This window comes from Kitasatospora cystarginea, from assembly GCF_039533515.1.
GTDB lineage: Bacteria > Actinomycetota > Actinomycetes > Streptomycetales > Streptomycetaceae > Kitasatospora > Kitasatospora cystarginea.
Genome location: NZ_BAAATR010000005.1, coordinates 336,148 through 351,246, shown reverse-complemented (window position 1 = coordinate 351,246; position 15,099 = coordinate 336,148). Strand labels below are relative to the sequence as shown.

At 69.9% G+C, this 15,099-nt stretch carries 13 protein-coding genes and 1 rRNA gene; 6 read left to right on the top strand and 8 right to left on the bottom strand.

Annotated features, from left to right (window positions below; translation table 11 throughout):
- Nucleotides 1-93: ribosomal RNA gene (rrf, locus tag ABD369_RS08905) — 5S ribosomal RNA — on the top strand; the annotation flags it as partial.
- Between the two features lie 5 nt (nucleotides 94-98).
- On the opposite strand, the gene ABD369_RS08900 is transcribed toward rrf, so the two are convergent.
- From ABD369_RS08900 to ABD369_RS08890, 3 genes are all read right to left on the bottom strand, one after another.
- Nucleotides 99-1,376 carry a transposase family protein gene (locus ABD369_RS08900; RefSeq protein ID WP_344635705.1) on the bottom strand — a complete coding sequence of 426 codons (1,278 nt, stop codon included), beginning with the start codon at nucleotides 1,374-1,376 and terminating at the stop codon, nucleotides 99-101.
- Between the two features lie 267 nt (nucleotides 1,377-1,643).
- A complete protein-coding gene (locus ABD369_RS08895; protein ID WP_344635704.1) occupies nucleotides 1,644-2,309 on the bottom strand; it encodes an RlpA-like double-psi beta-barrel domain-containing protein in 666 nt (221 codons plus the stop codon).
- A gap of 228 nt (nucleotides 2,310-2,537) precedes the next feature.
- Nucleotides 2,538-2,714, bottom strand: coding sequence for a hypothetical protein (locus tag ABD369_RS08890; protein WP_344635703.1), 177 nt, complete (start codon nucleotides 2,712-2,714; stop codon nucleotides 2,538-2,540).
- A gap of 67 nt (nucleotides 2,715-2,781) precedes the next feature.
- Here ABD369_RS08890 and ABD369_RS08885 point away from each other — a divergent pair, with 67 nt between their 5' ends.
- Nucleotides 2,782-2,925 carry a hypothetical protein gene (locus ABD369_RS08885; protein WP_344635702.1) on the top strand — a complete coding sequence of 48 codons (144 nt, stop codon included), beginning with the start codon at nucleotides 2,782-2,784 and terminating at the stop codon, nucleotides 2,923-2,925.
- 1,758 nt (nucleotides 2,926-4,683) lie between these two features.
- Here ABD369_RS08885 and ABD369_RS08880 read toward each other — a convergent pair.
- The gene (locus ABD369_RS08880) at nucleotides 4,684-5,760 is read right to left on the bottom strand and encodes a hypothetical protein (protein ID WP_344635701.1); all 1,077 of its coding nucleotides are present in this window, start codon (nucleotides 5,758-5,760) and stop codon (nucleotides 4,684-4,686) included.
- A gap of 261 nt (nucleotides 5,761-6,021) precedes the next feature.
- Between ABD369_RS08880 and ABD369_RS08875 the strand changes: the two genes are divergently transcribed.
- Nucleotides 6,022-6,792, top strand: a complete 771-nt coding sequence (locus ABD369_RS08875) for a class F sortase (RefSeq protein WP_344635700.1) — start codon at nucleotides 6,022-6,024, stop codon at nucleotides 6,790-6,792.
- A 100-nt stretch (nucleotides 6,793-6,892) separates the two neighbouring features.
- Here ABD369_RS08875 and ABD369_RS08870 read toward each other — a convergent pair whose 3' ends face one another.
- A complete protein-coding gene (locus tag ABD369_RS08870) occupies nucleotides 6,893-7,177 on the bottom strand; it encodes a hypothetical protein (protein WP_344635699.1) in 285 nt (94 codons plus the stop codon).
- A 239-nt stretch (nucleotides 7,178-7,416) separates the two neighbouring features.
- Between ABD369_RS08870 and ABD369_RS08865 the strand changes: the two genes are divergently transcribed.
- Nucleotides 7,417-7,764 carry a hypothetical protein gene (locus ABD369_RS08865; RefSeq protein ID WP_344635698.1) on the top strand — a complete coding sequence of 116 codons (348 nt, stop codon included), beginning with the start codon at nucleotides 7,417-7,419 and terminating at the stop codon, nucleotides 7,762-7,764.
- Between the two features lie 32 nt (nucleotides 7,765-7,796).
- On the opposite strand, the gene ABD369_RS08860 is transcribed toward ABD369_RS08865, so the two are convergent.
- The 3 genes from ABD369_RS08860 to ABD369_RS08850 form a co-directional block, all read right to left on the bottom strand.
- The gene (locus ABD369_RS08860) at nucleotides 7,797-7,946 is read right to left on the bottom strand and encodes a hypothetical protein (RefSeq protein WP_344635697.1); all 150 of its coding nucleotides are present in this window, start codon (nucleotides 7,944-7,946) and stop codon (nucleotides 7,797-7,799) included.
- Entirely contained in the window at nucleotides 7,939-8,574 is a 636-nt protein-coding gene (locus ABD369_RS08855; RefSeq protein WP_344635696.1) for a hypothetical protein, read from the bottom strand. The genes ABD369_RS08860 and ABD369_RS08855 overlap by 8 nt, the downstream gene beginning before the upstream one ends.
- Before the next feature lie 399 nt (nucleotides 8,575-8,973).
- The gene (locus ABD369_RS08850) at nucleotides 8,974-10,809 is read right to left on the bottom strand and encodes a stealth family protein (protein ID WP_344635695.1); all 1,836 of its coding nucleotides are present in this window, start codon (nucleotides 10,807-10,809) and stop codon (nucleotides 8,974-8,976) included.
- A 363-nt stretch (nucleotides 10,810-11,172) separates the two neighbouring features.
- On the opposite strand from ABD369_RS08850, the gene ABD369_RS08845 reads away from it, so the two are divergent.
- Both ABD369_RS08845 and ABD369_RS08840 read left to right on the top strand, forming a co-directional pair.
- Nucleotides 11,173-12,225: a hypothetical protein gene (locus ABD369_RS08845; protein ID WP_344635694.1), complete on the top strand. Its 1,053-nt coding sequence runs from the start codon at nucleotides 11,173-11,175 to the stop codon at nucleotides 12,223-12,225.
- Entirely contained in the window at nucleotides 12,222-15,092 is a 2,871-nt protein-coding gene (locus ABD369_RS08840) for a stealth conserved region 3 domain-containing protein (RefSeq protein ID WP_344635693.1), read from the top strand. The genes ABD369_RS08845 and ABD369_RS08840 overlap by 4 nt, the downstream gene beginning before the upstream one ends.
- Nucleotides 15,093-15,099 lie beyond the last annotated feature (7 nt).

Below are 15,099 nucleotides of genomic sequence, written 5' to 3'. Positions count from 1 at the left end.
ACGCCCGGTTACATTCCGAACCCGGAAGCTAAGCCTCACAGCGCCGATGGTACTGCAGGGGGGACCCTGTGGGAGAGTAGGACGCCGCCGAACAATTTTTAGTGAAAGCCCCTCCCGGGGATACCGGGAGGGGCTTTCCGCATTTCCGGGCTTCCAGAGCCGAGGAAGGCACGAGGACCTGCGGCCACTCCAGGGCCGTTGCAAAGTCCGGTGATCTTGTGAGTGTGCTGGTCAGGCGATGCCGAGGAGGTCGAGCGGGCGGCCGAAGGGCTCGTAGGAGGCTGCCGGAGGCCGGCGGCGATGTTGCGGTGCCCATGCTGTTGCAGCGTGTTGATCGCCGGGTTGCGGAGGGTCGCCATGTTCTCGGGTCCATACCCAGTACGGATCTTCGAGGCTTCCTCGGCGAAGGTGGTGTCGCGGACGAAGTGCAGCCGGTTCTCGATGATCCATTGCGATCTGGCGAGTTGGCCGAGGCGCTGGGGCGAGGCTTGATGCGAGGTCAGGTCGGTGATCGCATAGATGGTCTGGCGGCTGATGGTGCCGGTCTTGAGGTTGGTGCGGTGGCGCAGGATGCGCGTGGCCTGGACGGCGTGGGGGAAGTCCAGGCCGAGGTCGGTGACGGTGAGGGCTCTGGTCACGCGGGTCTCCTTGCGGCCGTGGCCGGTCTCGCGGTCGTAGCGGCGCGCGGTGACCTCCTTCCACGGCAACGTCCGCAGCCTGCGGTGCAGTTCGGGCTTTGGCCTTGAACCAGCACGTAGTGGGCCTTCTTCTCCTCGACCAGGAAGCGCACATGGGCGCGCTGGGTGTGAAGGGCATCGGCCGTGACCGTGACCCCGGTCAGGTCGTAAGGCGCCAGGTGCGGCGAAGCAGGTGATCTCGTTGGTCTTGTCGGGCACCCGCAGTTGGGTGACGGTCCGACTGTCGCCGGTCATCGCGGCCAGCAGGTGGGCGGCGGGCGAGGTGCCGTGTCGCGAGCCGCGGGCGGCCTTGCCGTCCACGGCGATCGAGTCCGAGCCGACCGGATCGGCGCCAGTCAGGTCGGCCAGGCCGCCCGGGCAGACCAGACCGATGACTCGCCGGATCGTGGCGGCGCTCGGTGCGACGCGCACGCCCAGTGCTCCTGTGCCCCTGGCGCCAAGGCGGGCCAGGGTGTGCTGCGGAGCGTTCGCGGCCCACTGGCCGATGGCTGCGTACGAGCGCGCGCCGGCGACCACCGCCGCGGTGGCGACCAGCAGCACCGCCACGAACGGGTGTCGCACCCCTCGGCGCCGACGCGGATCCGGCAGCAGCCGCAACCGCTCCACCAGCGACAATCCCGCCACGCCGTCCAGAGCGGGCGACTTGATCAGGCAGACGGTGGCAGACTGGCGGCACATCGAAGCTCCGGCGGTTCAGGGCGACTTGGGAAGGTCACCCCGTTCAACCGGAGCTTCGTTGCGTTCGTGACGGGCCAGGCCCGGACCCCTGCATCGCCATGACCTGCGGACTCACGTGCTCACCGGGACTTTGAAGCGGCCCTGGGGTCAGTGCTTGCAAGTATGTGCAGTGCCGCTCGTGTGCTTTGATCAGCGGCTCTGCTGGGCTTCTGCTTCGGCTTCGGCCAGGCGGAACACGGTTTTAAAGGAATATGACGGGTAAGCCGACTACTTCGCGAAACGCCAAGTGACGTTGATGGTCTCCTGGTCGAGGGGCGCGAGTGCCTTGAATGCGGAGCGCGTCAGATCGATGCCATACCTTTCTGCATCTGGGGACGCGTCAAGGACTGTGGCGATTATGGATTTTCCTTTGTACGTGACTATGATCTCCCTTCCGCAGTTGTGAGGCGGGTTTCCCCCTCCAAACATGGTGGGGTCGAGCGCAACAACGAAATCGCTGTCTCTGATCATCTGGCCGCACGCCCCCGCGATACCACCGGGGGAGAACCACCTCGCTGTTCCGTTGTAGCCCTTCGGCGGCTTGCCCGGCGTCGGAGGTCGTGTTGTTGTCCTGCTCGGATCCGGCGTCGGAGGTGGTGTCGTTGTCCTGCTCGGATCCGGCGTCGGAGGTCGTGGCGTTGTCCTGCCTGGCTCCGGAGCGAGAGCGGAACGGGGCAACTCAGTCAGGGCGGGAGCAGGGTTCCCCCGCTGCCCTGAAGCGATCGACGCCGAGATGGCGGTGCCGGTGTCCTCCGAGGCAGAGGCGGCGGCGACGCTGACCACGGCAGCGGAACCGGCGGCCAGCAGTGCGACTATCACAGTTTTGGCGATTCTTGCTCTCATCGTTCTCTCTCTGAATATCGCATTCTGGACGTCGTGGATTCGGGGATTCATGGCGAGACATTCCGCGCAACGTTTCCTCGCAACCACGCCATCTCGATGTCTGCGGATACGGGCTGACGGTCGCAGCGGACCCATGATGACGAATCCCGCTAACGCGCCCTAACCTCACGGGTCACTTCGACTCCAGCAGGCTATCCACGGCCACGTCTTTGACGCACCTTCACAAGTGCACGGGTAGGGGCCGCAGCACCTTCACCAGTGCACAGTTCTCAGAGGACGTTAAGTCCGTTTCTGGTAGCGGCCTCGTCCGGGCTGTATGAGGAAGCCTTGGCGGGCGAGGCGTCCCAGGCGGCTGCGGGTGACGTTCAGGGCCGGGTCGTCGGTGGGCAGGCCGAGGAGTTCGTGCAGGTCGCGGAGTCGGAATGTCTGGTCGGGGTGCTGGTTGAAGGCGTTCACGATGGCTTGGTAGGCGGCGGCCGGCTCGGGTGGATCCGACGCGTGCCCGGTCGGCGCGAGTTCGGCGATGACCTTCCGGGTGGTGGCGACCCTCCGCAACCTGGCGATCAACACGCTGCGGCAGCATGGGCACTGCAACATCGCCGCCGGCCTCCGGCACGCCTCCTACGAGCCCTTCGGCCGCCCGCTCGACCTCCTTGGCATCGCCTGACCAGCACACTCACAAGATCACCGGACTTTGCAACGGCCCTGGCGGCCACTCATGGCAGGTTCGGAAGTTCCCCGCAGGAGCCCTCCAGGAGCATGTATACCTGAGGAACGCTCAACTACTCGGCGATGCTGCAGGGTTGAGCGCCTGGAGCACCATTGCTGGCTTCTCCGTGGGGAGTACGCCGGGCGGAACGCCAACTCGCCGTACACCGGAGGCTGACCACGGAGGCCGGAGACTGCCGCCCCATGTATCCGGCTGAAGCCGGTGGCTCCGGAGTTCTTGCGGGAGGACTACGCAGAGTGGCAGTGGCGGCCAGGATGGTTTGCCGAGGCCGGTCTGCCCGTGATTGCAGGCGGACCGCCACCGCTGTGCAGCCGACCGGGTGAAGCGCTCACGGACTGCTGAAGGCGAGGCGCGCCTTCGGCTTCCCGCTCCGTGCTGAGGTGGCCCCGGAGAAGCCGTGAGCCGCGCTGGAGTACTCCGCGATCATCGTCGTGCTCGGTCGGGCGCGCGCCACGTGCGGTCGCCTGACCAGCCCGGCATGTGGTACGCGAGATCCTCTGGCGCGGGCGAGCCGACGGCAGTCCGTTTGACAACCCGTCCTGCCGTCGAGCACGGTCCGCGTCCCCTGTGCGAGACACCACCCTTCTCCTCCGTGGGGCCCGGGCTGCCGCAAGGTTGGAAGACGTGCCGCGCCGACCGAGACACGCCGTACCAGGTCCGGTGCCCGACACGCGGGCCGAAGTCTCGACCGACACGCCTGCCAGACGGCGTGTCGCCAGTCGTCGACTTCTCAGGAAACACCGTCAGGAAAGGGCGTCGGGGCCGCCGACTCGTGGGATGACACACCGGGTCGAGTGACCGTCATCTCGCCGCGCGACACGCCCGACACTCCCGGGCGGCCTTGCCATCGATCGTGGCGTCTTGGGCGGGGCGCTCACCTCGCCCGACCCGCCGGAGGCCGTTGCGGCTCGGCAGTCGGGAGGCTTTCAGCGGTGTGCTCCTCGCCCCTGTCGCCCTCACCCGGCGGTCGAAGAGCGGCGCGGCCGGCCGGCTGCGAGGCCGCCGGTGCCTGCCGCCGCCGCTCGCCCCGGCGCGCTCCGGGTTCTCCGGGCCTGTGCCAGTTGGCGGGCCGGAGGCCCCATGGCCGGGTCCGGGCGGGCGGCGGGGCTGCTCTTGCTCGCTCCGGGTGGGCGTGCTCGCGGAGCAGTCGGCGCCTGGCCTCCGGGCGACTGGCCTCGGGCCGGCCCCCAGCGGCCTGCCCGCCCGGAGGCGCCCAGGGCCGTCCTGGGTTGCGCCGCGGGTGCCGCGTCTCGGCTGAAGGAGGCCCGGTGCGCACCGGCCACGGTGCCTGGGTTCCGGTCGCGGCGAGAGGCGGTAGGGGCGTACCCACAGGGGCTCGCGGACGTAGTCGATCAAGCAGGATCCCGCACTTCGGGGGGCCGGAACTGACGAGTCGCGAACCGATGATCGGTCAGCTCTGGCGGGACTTCAGCTGTGACAATCCGGGCGATCGCCTGGGGATTTGAGGAGTCGTGCGGCGAGCTTGACGGTTCGGTGGCTACAGCACGCTTGGTCCACCAGGGTGAGAGTTGGAGTGAGTATGCGAGCTTGCCTTCGGCGGTGATCGTTTTGACCGGCGTTCCGGACGTTTCCGCAGGCCGGAGCCCTGGGGCGACTTCCGGCCCCCGGCCGGCGTTGGCGGAAACGGGTGAACGAAAGGCCCTGAGCGCGCCAGAATGTGAACATTTCATACCACTAATGGAGGAATGTCCGGTGGCGAATTCTCAGTAGATGACTGACGGTGAGTGAAGCGCCACGACGAGACATCGAGCTGACACTCCGTCTGCCCTCGTGGTGGTGCGGAAGGAAGAGGCACCAATGCGTTCCACGCGCCTTATGGTGACCGGAGCGGCGCTTGCCGCCTCGCTCGTCCTTACTGCCCCTACCTGCGCGTTTGCCGACGACACTCCCAAGCCCGACGCGAAGGCCAACGCTGCACCCGAGAAGAACGACCGCCGCGATGGCGACCGTGACCGTGACTGCGGCCGTGGCCGTGACGAGGGCTCCCGCCATGGCGGTGTTCACGCCGGTGGTGGCTTCCTCGGCCGCTCCGCTCCGACGGGCGGCGACCACGAGGGCAAGGAGCACGGCCGGGAGGGCGGCCGGGAGCACGAGCACGGTCATCAGCACCGCAAGTGCGGAGACTTCCACCATGGCGGTGTTCACGCCGGTGGCGGCTTCCTCGCCCTGTCCGCTCTGACGGGCGGCAACAGCGATGAGCACAAGGGAGACGATCACGGGGACAACGGCCGTGAGGGTGGCCGCGGTCACGAGGGTGGTCGTGAGGGTGGGCGTGAGCACGGTGAGGATCACGGTCGCGAGGGTGGCCGCGAGCACGGTGAGGATCACGGTCGCGAGGGTGGCCGGGACCATGAAGGTGGTCGCGAGGGTGGCCGCGAGCACGGTCGGGGCCACGACCGTGACGAGGACTTCCGCCACGGTGGTGTTCACGCCGGTGGTGGCTTCCTCGCCCTGTCCGGGCTGACCGGCGGCAACAGCGACGATCACGGGGACAACGGCCGTGAGGGTGGGCGCGAGCACGGTGAGGATCACGGTCGCGAGGGTGGCCGGGACCATGAAGGTGGTCGCGAGGGTGGCCGCGAGCACGGTGAGGATCACGGTCGCGAGGGTGGCCGGGACCATGAAGGTGGTCGCGAGGGTGGCCGCGAGCACGGCCGGGACCACGGTCGCGAGCACGGCCGCGAGCACGGCCGGGACCAGGACCGTGACCACGAGGAAGGAGATCACCGTCACCCGCACGGTGGTGTCCACGCGGGCGGTGGCGGTCTGACCAAGTCCGACTCCGGGCTGATGGGCGGTGGCGCTCTGCTTCTGGGCGGAGCCGGGCTCAGTGCATACGCACTGCGCCGCCGTGCTGCCTCCCGCAGCGTGATCTGAGCCCATCGCACGATCTGAGCTCACCGCCGCTGGGTAGTTCCGGTGCGGCCGTCGCGAAGTTGCGATGGCCGCGCCGGCGCGTGGCAGACCCAGTAGGCAAGCCGTCGATGGGCTCTTCAGGAAAGGCATTGCAGAATGGAGTCTCACTCCGCGTCGGATCCCGAAACAGATCAGCAGCCCGAGGGACGTACCCGCAGGCCTTGGCTGTCGCTCTTCGGCATCGGGATGGCCGTCTTCGGCATTCTGATGATTTTCAAGCCGCTGAACGGGTCGCTGGCCGGTGCGCCGTTGCCCCCGAAGTCGGCTGCCGTCCCCAAGACCGCCGCTGCGCGGCCGGTGCCGTCGCAGACGTCGGCGGCTCAGTCGGGCCCCGCTCAGCCGGGCCCCGCCCAGGCCAAGCCCCCGGAGGCCGCGCCTTCGCCGTCCAAGCCGGTGCTGGGCTCCTCGCCGCCGAAACGCCTGAGGATTCCCGCCATCGGGGTGGACGCCCCCTTCACCCAGCTGGCCGCGCAGCCCTCCGGTGAGATCGCTCCGCCCCCGGCCGACGACAAGAACCTGGTCGGCTGGTTCAACGGCAGCGCCTCACCGGGCGAACCCGGCACCTCCGTGGTCATCGGCCATGTCGACACCAAGACCGGGCCCGCGGTCTTCGTGGGGCTCAGCGCTCTCCGACAGGGGAGCAAGGTCGAGATCACCCGTGCGGACGGTGTCACCGTGACGTACGTCGTCGACAACATCGAGGCCTACGCCAAGAAGGAGTTCCCCGACGAGCAGGTGTACGGGGAGGCCGATGACGCGCAGCTCCGGCTGATCACCTGCGGCGGCGCGTACGACCGGAACGCCATGGACTACACCGAGAACGTGGTGGCCTTCGCCCACCTGGAGGGCTGGCAGCCCAAGACCTGACACTCCGATCGTGTTACCCGCCCGCGGTACCCGAGCGGTGCGTGGATCTGGCCCAACTGGTGCTTCAGGCACACCAGTTGGGCCTGATCCTTGTCCCTGGTCAGTGCGGCGGCAGGCGGCGGCCCAGTTCGGAGATGAAGTCGTCGTAGACGGCGACGAGATCGTCGAGGTCGACCATCTGCGGGAAGTCGATGACCGGCTGCCGTTCGGCGAGGAACTGCGCCGCCTCGCGCACCACGCGCTGCTCGTCGGCCTCCGGGAGCCGGAGTTCCGCCAGCACCGCCGGGCTGGCCTGGAAGCGCGATTCGATCACTTCTTCGCTGACGTGGGCGCGTACGAGGTAGTCGTGATCGCCCAGTGGCTCGACATCGAACTGCTCGGACATGGATGACCCTGCCTTGTTTCGAGCGAGGTGGTTGTGGTGGAGCGGAAGCGAAGGGCCGAGGCGGTCTCCGCCTGCTCATCATCACCCAGCGGTGCACCATTTCGCCAGTGATCACGCTTTCGTGTGGCGGCCGCGCCTCCGGCGGTGGTGCGTCCCCGAATCACTCGGCCGGCAGTGGTAGGTGTCGCTTCGTCAGGCGCGGATCCGCGCAGGTCGTCGGCCTAGGGAAGAGGGATCGAATGGACAGGATGGTACGGGTGGGTCTGGCCGTGGTGGCGATCGTGGGTCTGTTCGGCACGGTGGCTCCGGCTGCCTTAGCGCGCCAGGAGACCGCCCAGGCGGCGGGCCAGGCGGCGGGCCAGGAGACCGCCCAGGCGGCGGGGCAGCGCCAGGTGGCCGTGCAGCGCGATTGCCTCCCCGGGGGCACCGAGGACAAGTGCCTGTGGGACGGCGACCCGGCCGGTGACGGCTTCGACGATGAGCAGGCATGCCGGAGTGCGACGGACAGCTACCAGGAGCAGTCCGACGACAGCGGCGACGGCTACGAGTACGAGTGCGAGGACGTGTCCGGCAACGACCGCTGGTAGGTGATCCAGTACTGAGCCGGAGCGGACCCGGCTCACCGGCGGTGGTGGTCGCGTCCGAGCGGACGGTCCGGTTCGAGGAGGCCGCCGAGCCGGGCTGCGACCCGGGCGGAGGCGACCGTACGGCCCTGGCCGCGGTCGGCGCCGTGGGTAGCCGCCCGGGCGGGGAGGGCCGGGTCAGTCATACGCCGGCCACTGGAGGGTGCGCCGGAGCGGGCCGGTGATCTGGAGCGAGCTGTCGAAGGCGGCGACCAGGGCGTCGGCGGAGTCGGGGGTGTACCGGCCGGCCCAGTCGGCGAGCAGCAGGAGGAAGTCGGCGAGGTCCTGCTGCACCTCGGCCAGCAGCCGGCGGAGCGCGGCCCTGGGGAACTCGATCACAGGCCCGGGACGCTCCTCGTCGGGATGCAGGCGAATGGTCTCGCCGGCCTGTTCGGCCCATGGCATCGGGTCGTGGCCGAGCCACATCTCGCCGCCGTCGGCGACCTCCAGCCAGGCGCGCCAGTCCTCGAGCCCGCAGCAGCAGCCGGGGTTCAGCGTCGCACCGGTGGCGGTGTCCTGGACCCGGAGTCCGCCGGGGGCGACGAAACCCTCCTCGTGCAGCAGCGGGCTCAGGTAGGCGGCGGCCGGGTCGGCGGGGTTGGGGTCGGCCCTGCTCCGGTTGTAGCCCGCGATGGTGGCGACGGCCGCGCCGACCCCCTCGTCGTCCAGCATTCGGTTCAACGGCACGAGCCGGTACGGCGGCTGCTCGGCCACCGGCCACAGCTGGAAGGCGTCGAGCGCACCGTTCTCCAGTACGGGGTGTATGACGATCACCGGCCCAGTCTGGCCGACATCGGCCCGGTGCGCCGCCGATATTCCCTCCGTAACGCGGCCGCTGCCGAGGCCCGTGCCGGTGGCCGGGCGGCTCAGCCGAGGTCGAGGGCGTTGGGAAGGCCGTTGCGTTGACATCCTCGCCGCCCTAAAAGCCGTGCTCGCCCGGCAGCGGCCGGCGGCCCCCGCCGCCGGGGACGTCCATGCTGCGGGCCTTGCCGCCGAGCATGGTGTTGCCTTCGTAGCCAGCGCGCCGCCGAGGCTGCCGGCAGCGGCCAGGAACCGGCGCCTACTGTGGCCGGGGCGGTCGGGGTACCGGTCGGGAGTGGTTGTCGTTCGTTCTCGCGCGCACTGCCAACGACCCTGCGGCCGATCCGCAACGGCCGTGCCCGTGCGGCCGGTTCACGCCCGCTTCTCGAAGGGGCTCGGGACCGGGAAGTAAGCGTCCAGGAAGGGCTGCAGCAGCTCCAGTTGGGCCGGCAGGTCCTTGCGGTCCGAAACCGTGTCGTTGATGCAGAACACGTCCAGGTTCCGGGTGGCCAGGATCCGGGCCAGGCGGCGCGAGGTGCTGTCGTGCATCAGGTCCAGGTACGCGTAGGCGATTTCGGAGGGGACCGCTCGGCCGCTGTGGTAGCCGTAGTGGTGGTGCAGCGAGGAGGCGACCGAGAGGTCGGACGGGCCGCGGAACCTGGTGGCGGCGGTCTCCCGGTGCTGCTCGGCGAAGCGCTCCTCTATCTCCAGTAGGACGTCCCGGCGCAGCGCGTGCGGTACGTGCATCATCTTCTGCACCAGGGTGGTGCCGAAGTCCTGCTGGATCAGCTGGCGGTTGTTCTTGGCCGCGGCGGCGACCGGGGGGTCCTGGACCGAGGGGGTGCCGAAGGGCACCATCGCCTGGGAGGGGAAGAACTTGGTCAGCCCGTTGGAGTGGAAGAACAGCTGCGGGACGACCGGCCGGCCGAGGAAGACGTCGTCGTTGAAGTAGAGGAACTGCTCGGACAGGCCGGGTATGTGGTGCAGCTGGCTCTCGATGGCGTGCGAGTTGAAGGTGGGCAGGGCCTTCGGGTCGGTGAAGATCTCCCGGTGGCTGACCACGGTGATCCGCGGGTTCGAGGTGTCCAGCCAGGACGGTACCTGGTCGGCCGTGACCAGGTAGACGTGGCGGACCCAGGGCGCGTTGAGGTGCAGTGAGCGCAGCGAGTACTTGAGCTCGTCGCGGCTCATGAAGCGGGCGTCGTTGACGGCCTCGGGGTTGTAGGAGGTGGCGGTGCCGTTGGCGGCTGCGCGGGTCGCCTGCCACTTCGGGTCGTTGCTGTCGACCCAGGTATAGACCACGTCCACCGGGAAGCGGATGTCCTCGGGCAGCGCGGCGGTGAACGGGGCCCGGGTGGGCAGCTCGTCGCCGGGGCTGCTCCAGGCCGCCAGCCTGGTGAACAGGGCACCCGGCGCGGGGGTGGCCGGCTCGTCGGCGTCGACCCGCTCGGTGACCCGGTTGCGGCGCGGGGCGATCAGCGCGCCGTCCTCGGCGTGCCAGAACTCCACGTCGCAGCCGTATTCGTGGCCGAGCAGGTAGTGGCCGTCCTGGTCGGCCTGGAACCAGGTCAGCCGGATGACCTCGGCCTGTTCGACGGTCCGCCAGCTCTCCGGCTCGAAGCCGGGCAGCGAGGTGGCGGGCGGCTGCTCGCCGGAGCGCGGCGCGACGGAGAGGTAGCCGGGGACCCTGGTGCACAGTGCCTGCAGTGCGCGCAGGACGGCGGCCCGGTCGGCCAGGGTGACGGCGAGCACCGAGGAGGTGTCGGCCAGGCCCCGGACGGCGAAGTAGCGGATGCCGGCGCCGTCCAGCGCGCCGCGGACCAGCTCCAGGTTCCGCGCCCGGCAGCTCAGCGGGTCGAGGTCGGCCCGGACGCTGACGATCTTGCGGTCCTTGTCGATCTGGGCCAGGGCCACCTCGCCGGACTCGAAGAACTGCGGGTGCCGCCTGGCCAGGCGCCCGCCGTCGTCGAGGCGCTGCTGCATCGAGAGCGAGCGGGAGATGGTGTGGATCACCCGGGTGCGGGTCTCGTGCGAGATGTGTTTGGCGATCGCCGCGCGGCTGCGCTCGGGCAGGATCCGGCGGTAGGCGTGGACCAGCTTGGAGTGCTCGGACTTCAGGACTCCGACGGCGCTTCCCCGGGACGTCGGGGTGCTGGGTGCGCCTGGCGAGGTGGAGTCGGAGTTCTCCACGGCTGTCAAGCGATTCATCGCTCCCCCAACACTTCTGCTTCACCATCGACCACGGTGCGCGCGGAGGACCGAGTTCCCACCACCGCTCCCGGTGGCGTCGGCGGGACCGCGTGTGTGGGTACGGATGGCGGTCCTCGCTCGCCGCTCACACTGTCATTTGATTTTGCCGTGTGTCAACCGGAGGAACACTGCGCCGTAAGGAGGGGCTGCGTAAGGGGAATGTCCGTTTTGGCAAACTTCGTCCCCGATAGAGTGGGGCATCGGGCCCGGAGGCGAGGAAGTCCCGGGATCTGCCGGTGACTTAGCATGGCTGCTCCCGCACCCGCACGAGTGCCCGAATCGACAGCCCGGACCTTCCGGGGAGAGCCCTAGGAGGTCACGGTGGCCGAGCAAGTACACGCCCTGCGCGTGGTCGGCCGTTCCGGAGTGCTGGCCTGGCGCAGGTTGCCGGTCAGCCAGCTGCCCGACCGGATCCGCCGCAAGGCCGGCCGGCACGTGGCCGCCGGCCGGGACCACCTGATCCACTCCGTGGTGGCTCCGCGCGCCGAGGGCACCGCCGCCGTGGTGAAGTACGCGATGGTGCTGGGCGGCCACAACCTCAACGTGCACGCCCTGCTGCCGCCGGGCACCCCGGCCGACGCCAGGGCCGAGCTGACGGTCGGCAACGGCAGCCGGCACTTCACCGTCCCCGGCCGGCTGTCCGCCGGGTCCGGCGGGCGCCCCAGCGTCGCGGTCTCCGCGCTGCTCGGCGAGCAGGTCGGCGGCCTCCCCGTCACCGACGGCCGCTGGTCCCTGGCGCTGAGGATCACCACCCCCGGCGGCGCGGCCGAGGAGCTCCGGCTGATCGGCGTGGGCGAGACGCCGACCCTCACCGGGCCGAGCACCGCGCTCGCCGCCTGCCCGGTCAGCGGCCTGTCGATGCACACCGGCGTCTCCCCGTCCGGCCGGCTCAGGCTCAACGTCTCCGATCCCGCCGTCCGCGCCGTACTGGTCCGCACCGTCCGCCGGTTCGCCGGGCTGCAGCTGGACTTCCGTCCGCCGGGTCCGCGCGGCCGGCTGGAGGCGACCGACGGCCGGCAGACGATCGCGCTGACCGTCGAGCCCGTGCCCGGCAGCCCCGAACTGCTGCGCTGCACGCTGCCGTTGGACCAGTTCCAGGCCGTCGGCAAGGGCGCCAACTGGAGCTTCCGCTGGGTGGGCGAGAGCGGCCGCAGGTACTGGCTGCGCCGCCGCCCCGACGACCTGCGCCCGGTCCGCGTGATGCTCAACACCGGCGTCAAGCTGGTGATCGCGGACCGCAAGGGCCGCCTACACTACGTGACCCAGCGCCACACCATCCGCGGTATCTACCGGTTGTCCTTCAGCCCGGTGCCCGGACCGGCCGCCCCGGGCCAGCAGTCGAACTCCACCGCCACCACGGGATCGCTCACGTGAAAATCACCTTTCTCCTGACCAGCGCCGACACCATGGGCGGCACCGAACGGGCCATCCTGACCGCGGCCGAAGCCGTCGCCGAGCTGCACCAGGTCGAGGTGCTCAGCGTCTTCAAGACCCGCTCCAGCGGCTTCTTCTCCACCGGCGGCAAGCTGAAGATCCGGAACCTGGTGGACAACACCGGCCCGGTCCCGCGCCCGGTCAAGGGCGCGGACCTGGACGACGCGGTGTACCGCCGGCTCGCCGCCCAGCCCAGCGAGCTGGTGGACCCGGCCTGGGAGCGGTCCTTCAACCGGCTGTCCGACCTGGAGGTGGAGCGGGCACTGCGCGACACCGACTCGGACATCCTGGTCGCCTCGACGCCCGCCCTGCTGGCGCTGATGGTCCGGGTCGCCCCGCCGTCCGCGATCACCGTCTGCCAGGACCACCGGGTCTCCGAGCTGCGCGGCGTCAGCGGCGCCCCGCTGCTGCGCTTCGCCCCGCACCTGGACGCCCTGATCGCGCTGAGCGAGCCCACCCGGGCCTGGTTCGCCGAGACCTTCGGCGAGTACGCGCCCAAGCTCACCGTGCTCGGCAACGCCCTGCCCGACGGTTACCGTCCGGCCTCCTCGCTGGAGACCCGCACCATCACCCTGGCCGGCCGGATGGTGGCGGAGAAGCAGATCGACCACGCCATCCACGCCTTCGACCGGGTGGCCGCCAAGCATCCGCAGTGGCGACTGCGAGTGCTCGGTGACGGCCCGCTGCTTCGCAAGATGCGCGAACTCGCCAGCACCGTCGGCGCCGCCGACCAGATCCAGCTGGTCGGCTCCACCCAGCACATGCTGGAGGAATGGGCGCAGGCCAGCGTCTGCCTGCTGACCTCCCGGGTCGAGGCGCTGCCGCTGGTGCTCGCCGAGGCGCAGGCCGCCGGCGTCCCGGTGGTCGCGTACGACTGCCCCAACGGCCCGGGCGAGATCGTCACCCCAGACGTCAACGGCCTGCTGGTGCCGGCGGACGACATCGAGGGCCTGGCCGAGGCGCTGGACCGGATGATGTCCGAGGACGACACCCGGCACGCCTTCGGCGCCGCCTCGCTGAAGGCCGCCGCGCGCTGGTCGGCGCCCGAGGTCGCGGCGCAGTGGAGCGAGCTGTTCCAAGGCCTGATAGCCGACCGTGACAGCGGCCGGCTGGTCGCCGCCCGCCGTCGCCGCCGCGCGCTGGCCGAGTCCGCCCGGGGTGCCCTGGGCACCGTCGGAGCCGAGCCCTCCCGCGCGGTCGGCTCGATCGACAAGGTCGGCCAGAAGGCCCACGAGGTCCGGATCGAGGCGCAGAGCGGCGGCACCGTGATGCGCGCCAGCGGCCACATCTGCCAGATCGCGGACGATCTCTCGCCGTTCGACGTGATGCAGGCCAACCTGGACCTGACCGTCGACCTGCTGGACGAGCTGGGCATCCCGTACGTGATGACCAGGACCACCGCGCTGCGGCACAGCCTGGCGGTGGCGGTCGAGTACCGCGAGAAGCTACTGCGGGCGATCAACGAGCGGTACAAGGACGCTCCGGTGTACGCGAGCCTGCTGGACGCCCGGGGCGGTACCAAGGCCAACGTCCTCGCCGCGATCCTCGACCAGTACCTGCCGGCCGCCGGCTCGATGGCCGCGCTCCGGCTGTTCCGCCCGGTCACCACGACGGCCGGCACCATGCGCCTGACCGGCGTCTACGGCTGCACCGTGGCCTTCACCACGCCCAACAAGGACGACGCCAGGCTGCTGGACGTCCCCGGCGGCACGGTCTACGGCGCCACCCTGCCGGCGGCCGCGCTCACCGCGACCGCGACCCTCGAGATCGGCGACCGCAGCTACCCGACCATCGAGGCCTTCACCAAGACCCTGCCGACCGACGTCGACTTCCCCGTCGACGTGGTCTACACCTGGGTGGACGGCAACGACCCGGCCTGGCGCGAGCGCAAGAACAAGGCCCTGGTCGAGTTGGGCCTCGCACCCTCCGAGACCGACGGCTCCTCGGACGACGCCCGGTTCCGCAACCGCGAGGAACTCCGGTACTCGCTGCGCTCGCTGGACATGTACGCCCCCTGGATCCGCACCATCCACCTGGTCACCGACGACCAGGTGCCGCACTGGCTGGACACCGACCACCCCCGGGTGAAGGTGGTCAGCCACCGCGAGATCTTCGGCGACACCGGCAAGCTGCCCAGCTTCAACTCGCACGCCATCGAAAGCCGGCTGCACCGGATCGAGGGCCTGGCCGAGCACTTCCTGTACTTCAACGACGACGTGTTCATCGGCCGCGCCCTGGGCCCGGACGCCTTCTTCCTCGGCACCGGCCAGGCCAAGTGCTTCCAGTCGCCGACCACGGTCGACCCGATGGAGGTCCAGGAGGGCGACGAGTTCGCCTTCATCGCCGCCAAGAACAACCGCGCCCTGCTGGAGCGGGAGTTCGGCCGGAGCCTTGCCAACACCTTCCTGCACACGCCGCACGCCCTGCGCAAGAGCGTCCTCGCCGAACTCGACGAGCGCTTCCCGGACGAGGTCGCCCGCACCGCGAAGGCCCAGCTGCGCAGCGAGACCGACCTGGCCATCGCCTCCTCGCTGCACCACTACTACGGCATGTTCACCGGCACCAGCGTGGCCGCCCCCATCTCAAGCGGCTTCGTCAACGTCGGCCTGCGGGTCCAGCACCCCAAGCTGGCAAGGCTGTTGAGCCTGCGTCCGAACGACGTGTTCTGCATCAACGACTACCACAACGCGGACGTCTCGGCCGAGGAGCAGGCGGACATCCTCTCCGTCTTCCTGCCGAGCTACTTCCCCGTGCCGAGCCAGTACGAGAAGGGCAGCGTCCGCAACAAGCGGCTTGCCCGCGGCTGACACCGAC

Coding starts and splice junctions, on each gene's coding strand:
- ABD369_RS08850 (WP_344635695.1), bottom strand. CDS start 10,809: ATGAATCGCTTGACAGCCGTGGAGAACTCCGACTCCACCTCGCCAGGC.
- ABD369_RS08885 (WP_344635702.1), top strand. CDS start 2,782: ATGACCTTCCGGGTGGTGGCGACCCTCCGCAACCTGGCGATCAACACG.
- ABD369_RS08865 (WP_344635698.1), top strand. CDS start 7,417: ATGGACAGGATGGTACGGGTGGGTCTGGCCGTGGTGGCGATCGTGGGT.
- ABD369_RS08875 (WP_344635700.1), top strand. CDS start 6,022: ATGGAGTCTCACTCCGCGTCGGATCCCGAAACAGATCAGCAGCCCGAG.
- ABD369_RS08860 (WP_344635697.1), bottom strand. CDS start 7,946: ATGACTGACCCGGCCCTCCCCGCCCGGGCGGCTACCCACGGCGCCGAC.
- ABD369_RS08900 (WP_344635705.1), bottom strand. CDS start 1,376: ATGTGCCGCCAGTCTGCCACCGTCTGCCTGATCAAGTCGCCCGCTCTG.
- ABD369_RS08870 (WP_344635699.1), bottom strand. CDS start 7,177: ATGTCCGAGCAGTTCGATGTCGAGCCACTGGGCGATCACGACTACCTC.
- ABD369_RS08895 (WP_344635704.1), bottom strand. CDS start 2,309: ATGAATCCCCGAATCCACGACGTCCAGAATGCGATATTCAGAGAGAGA.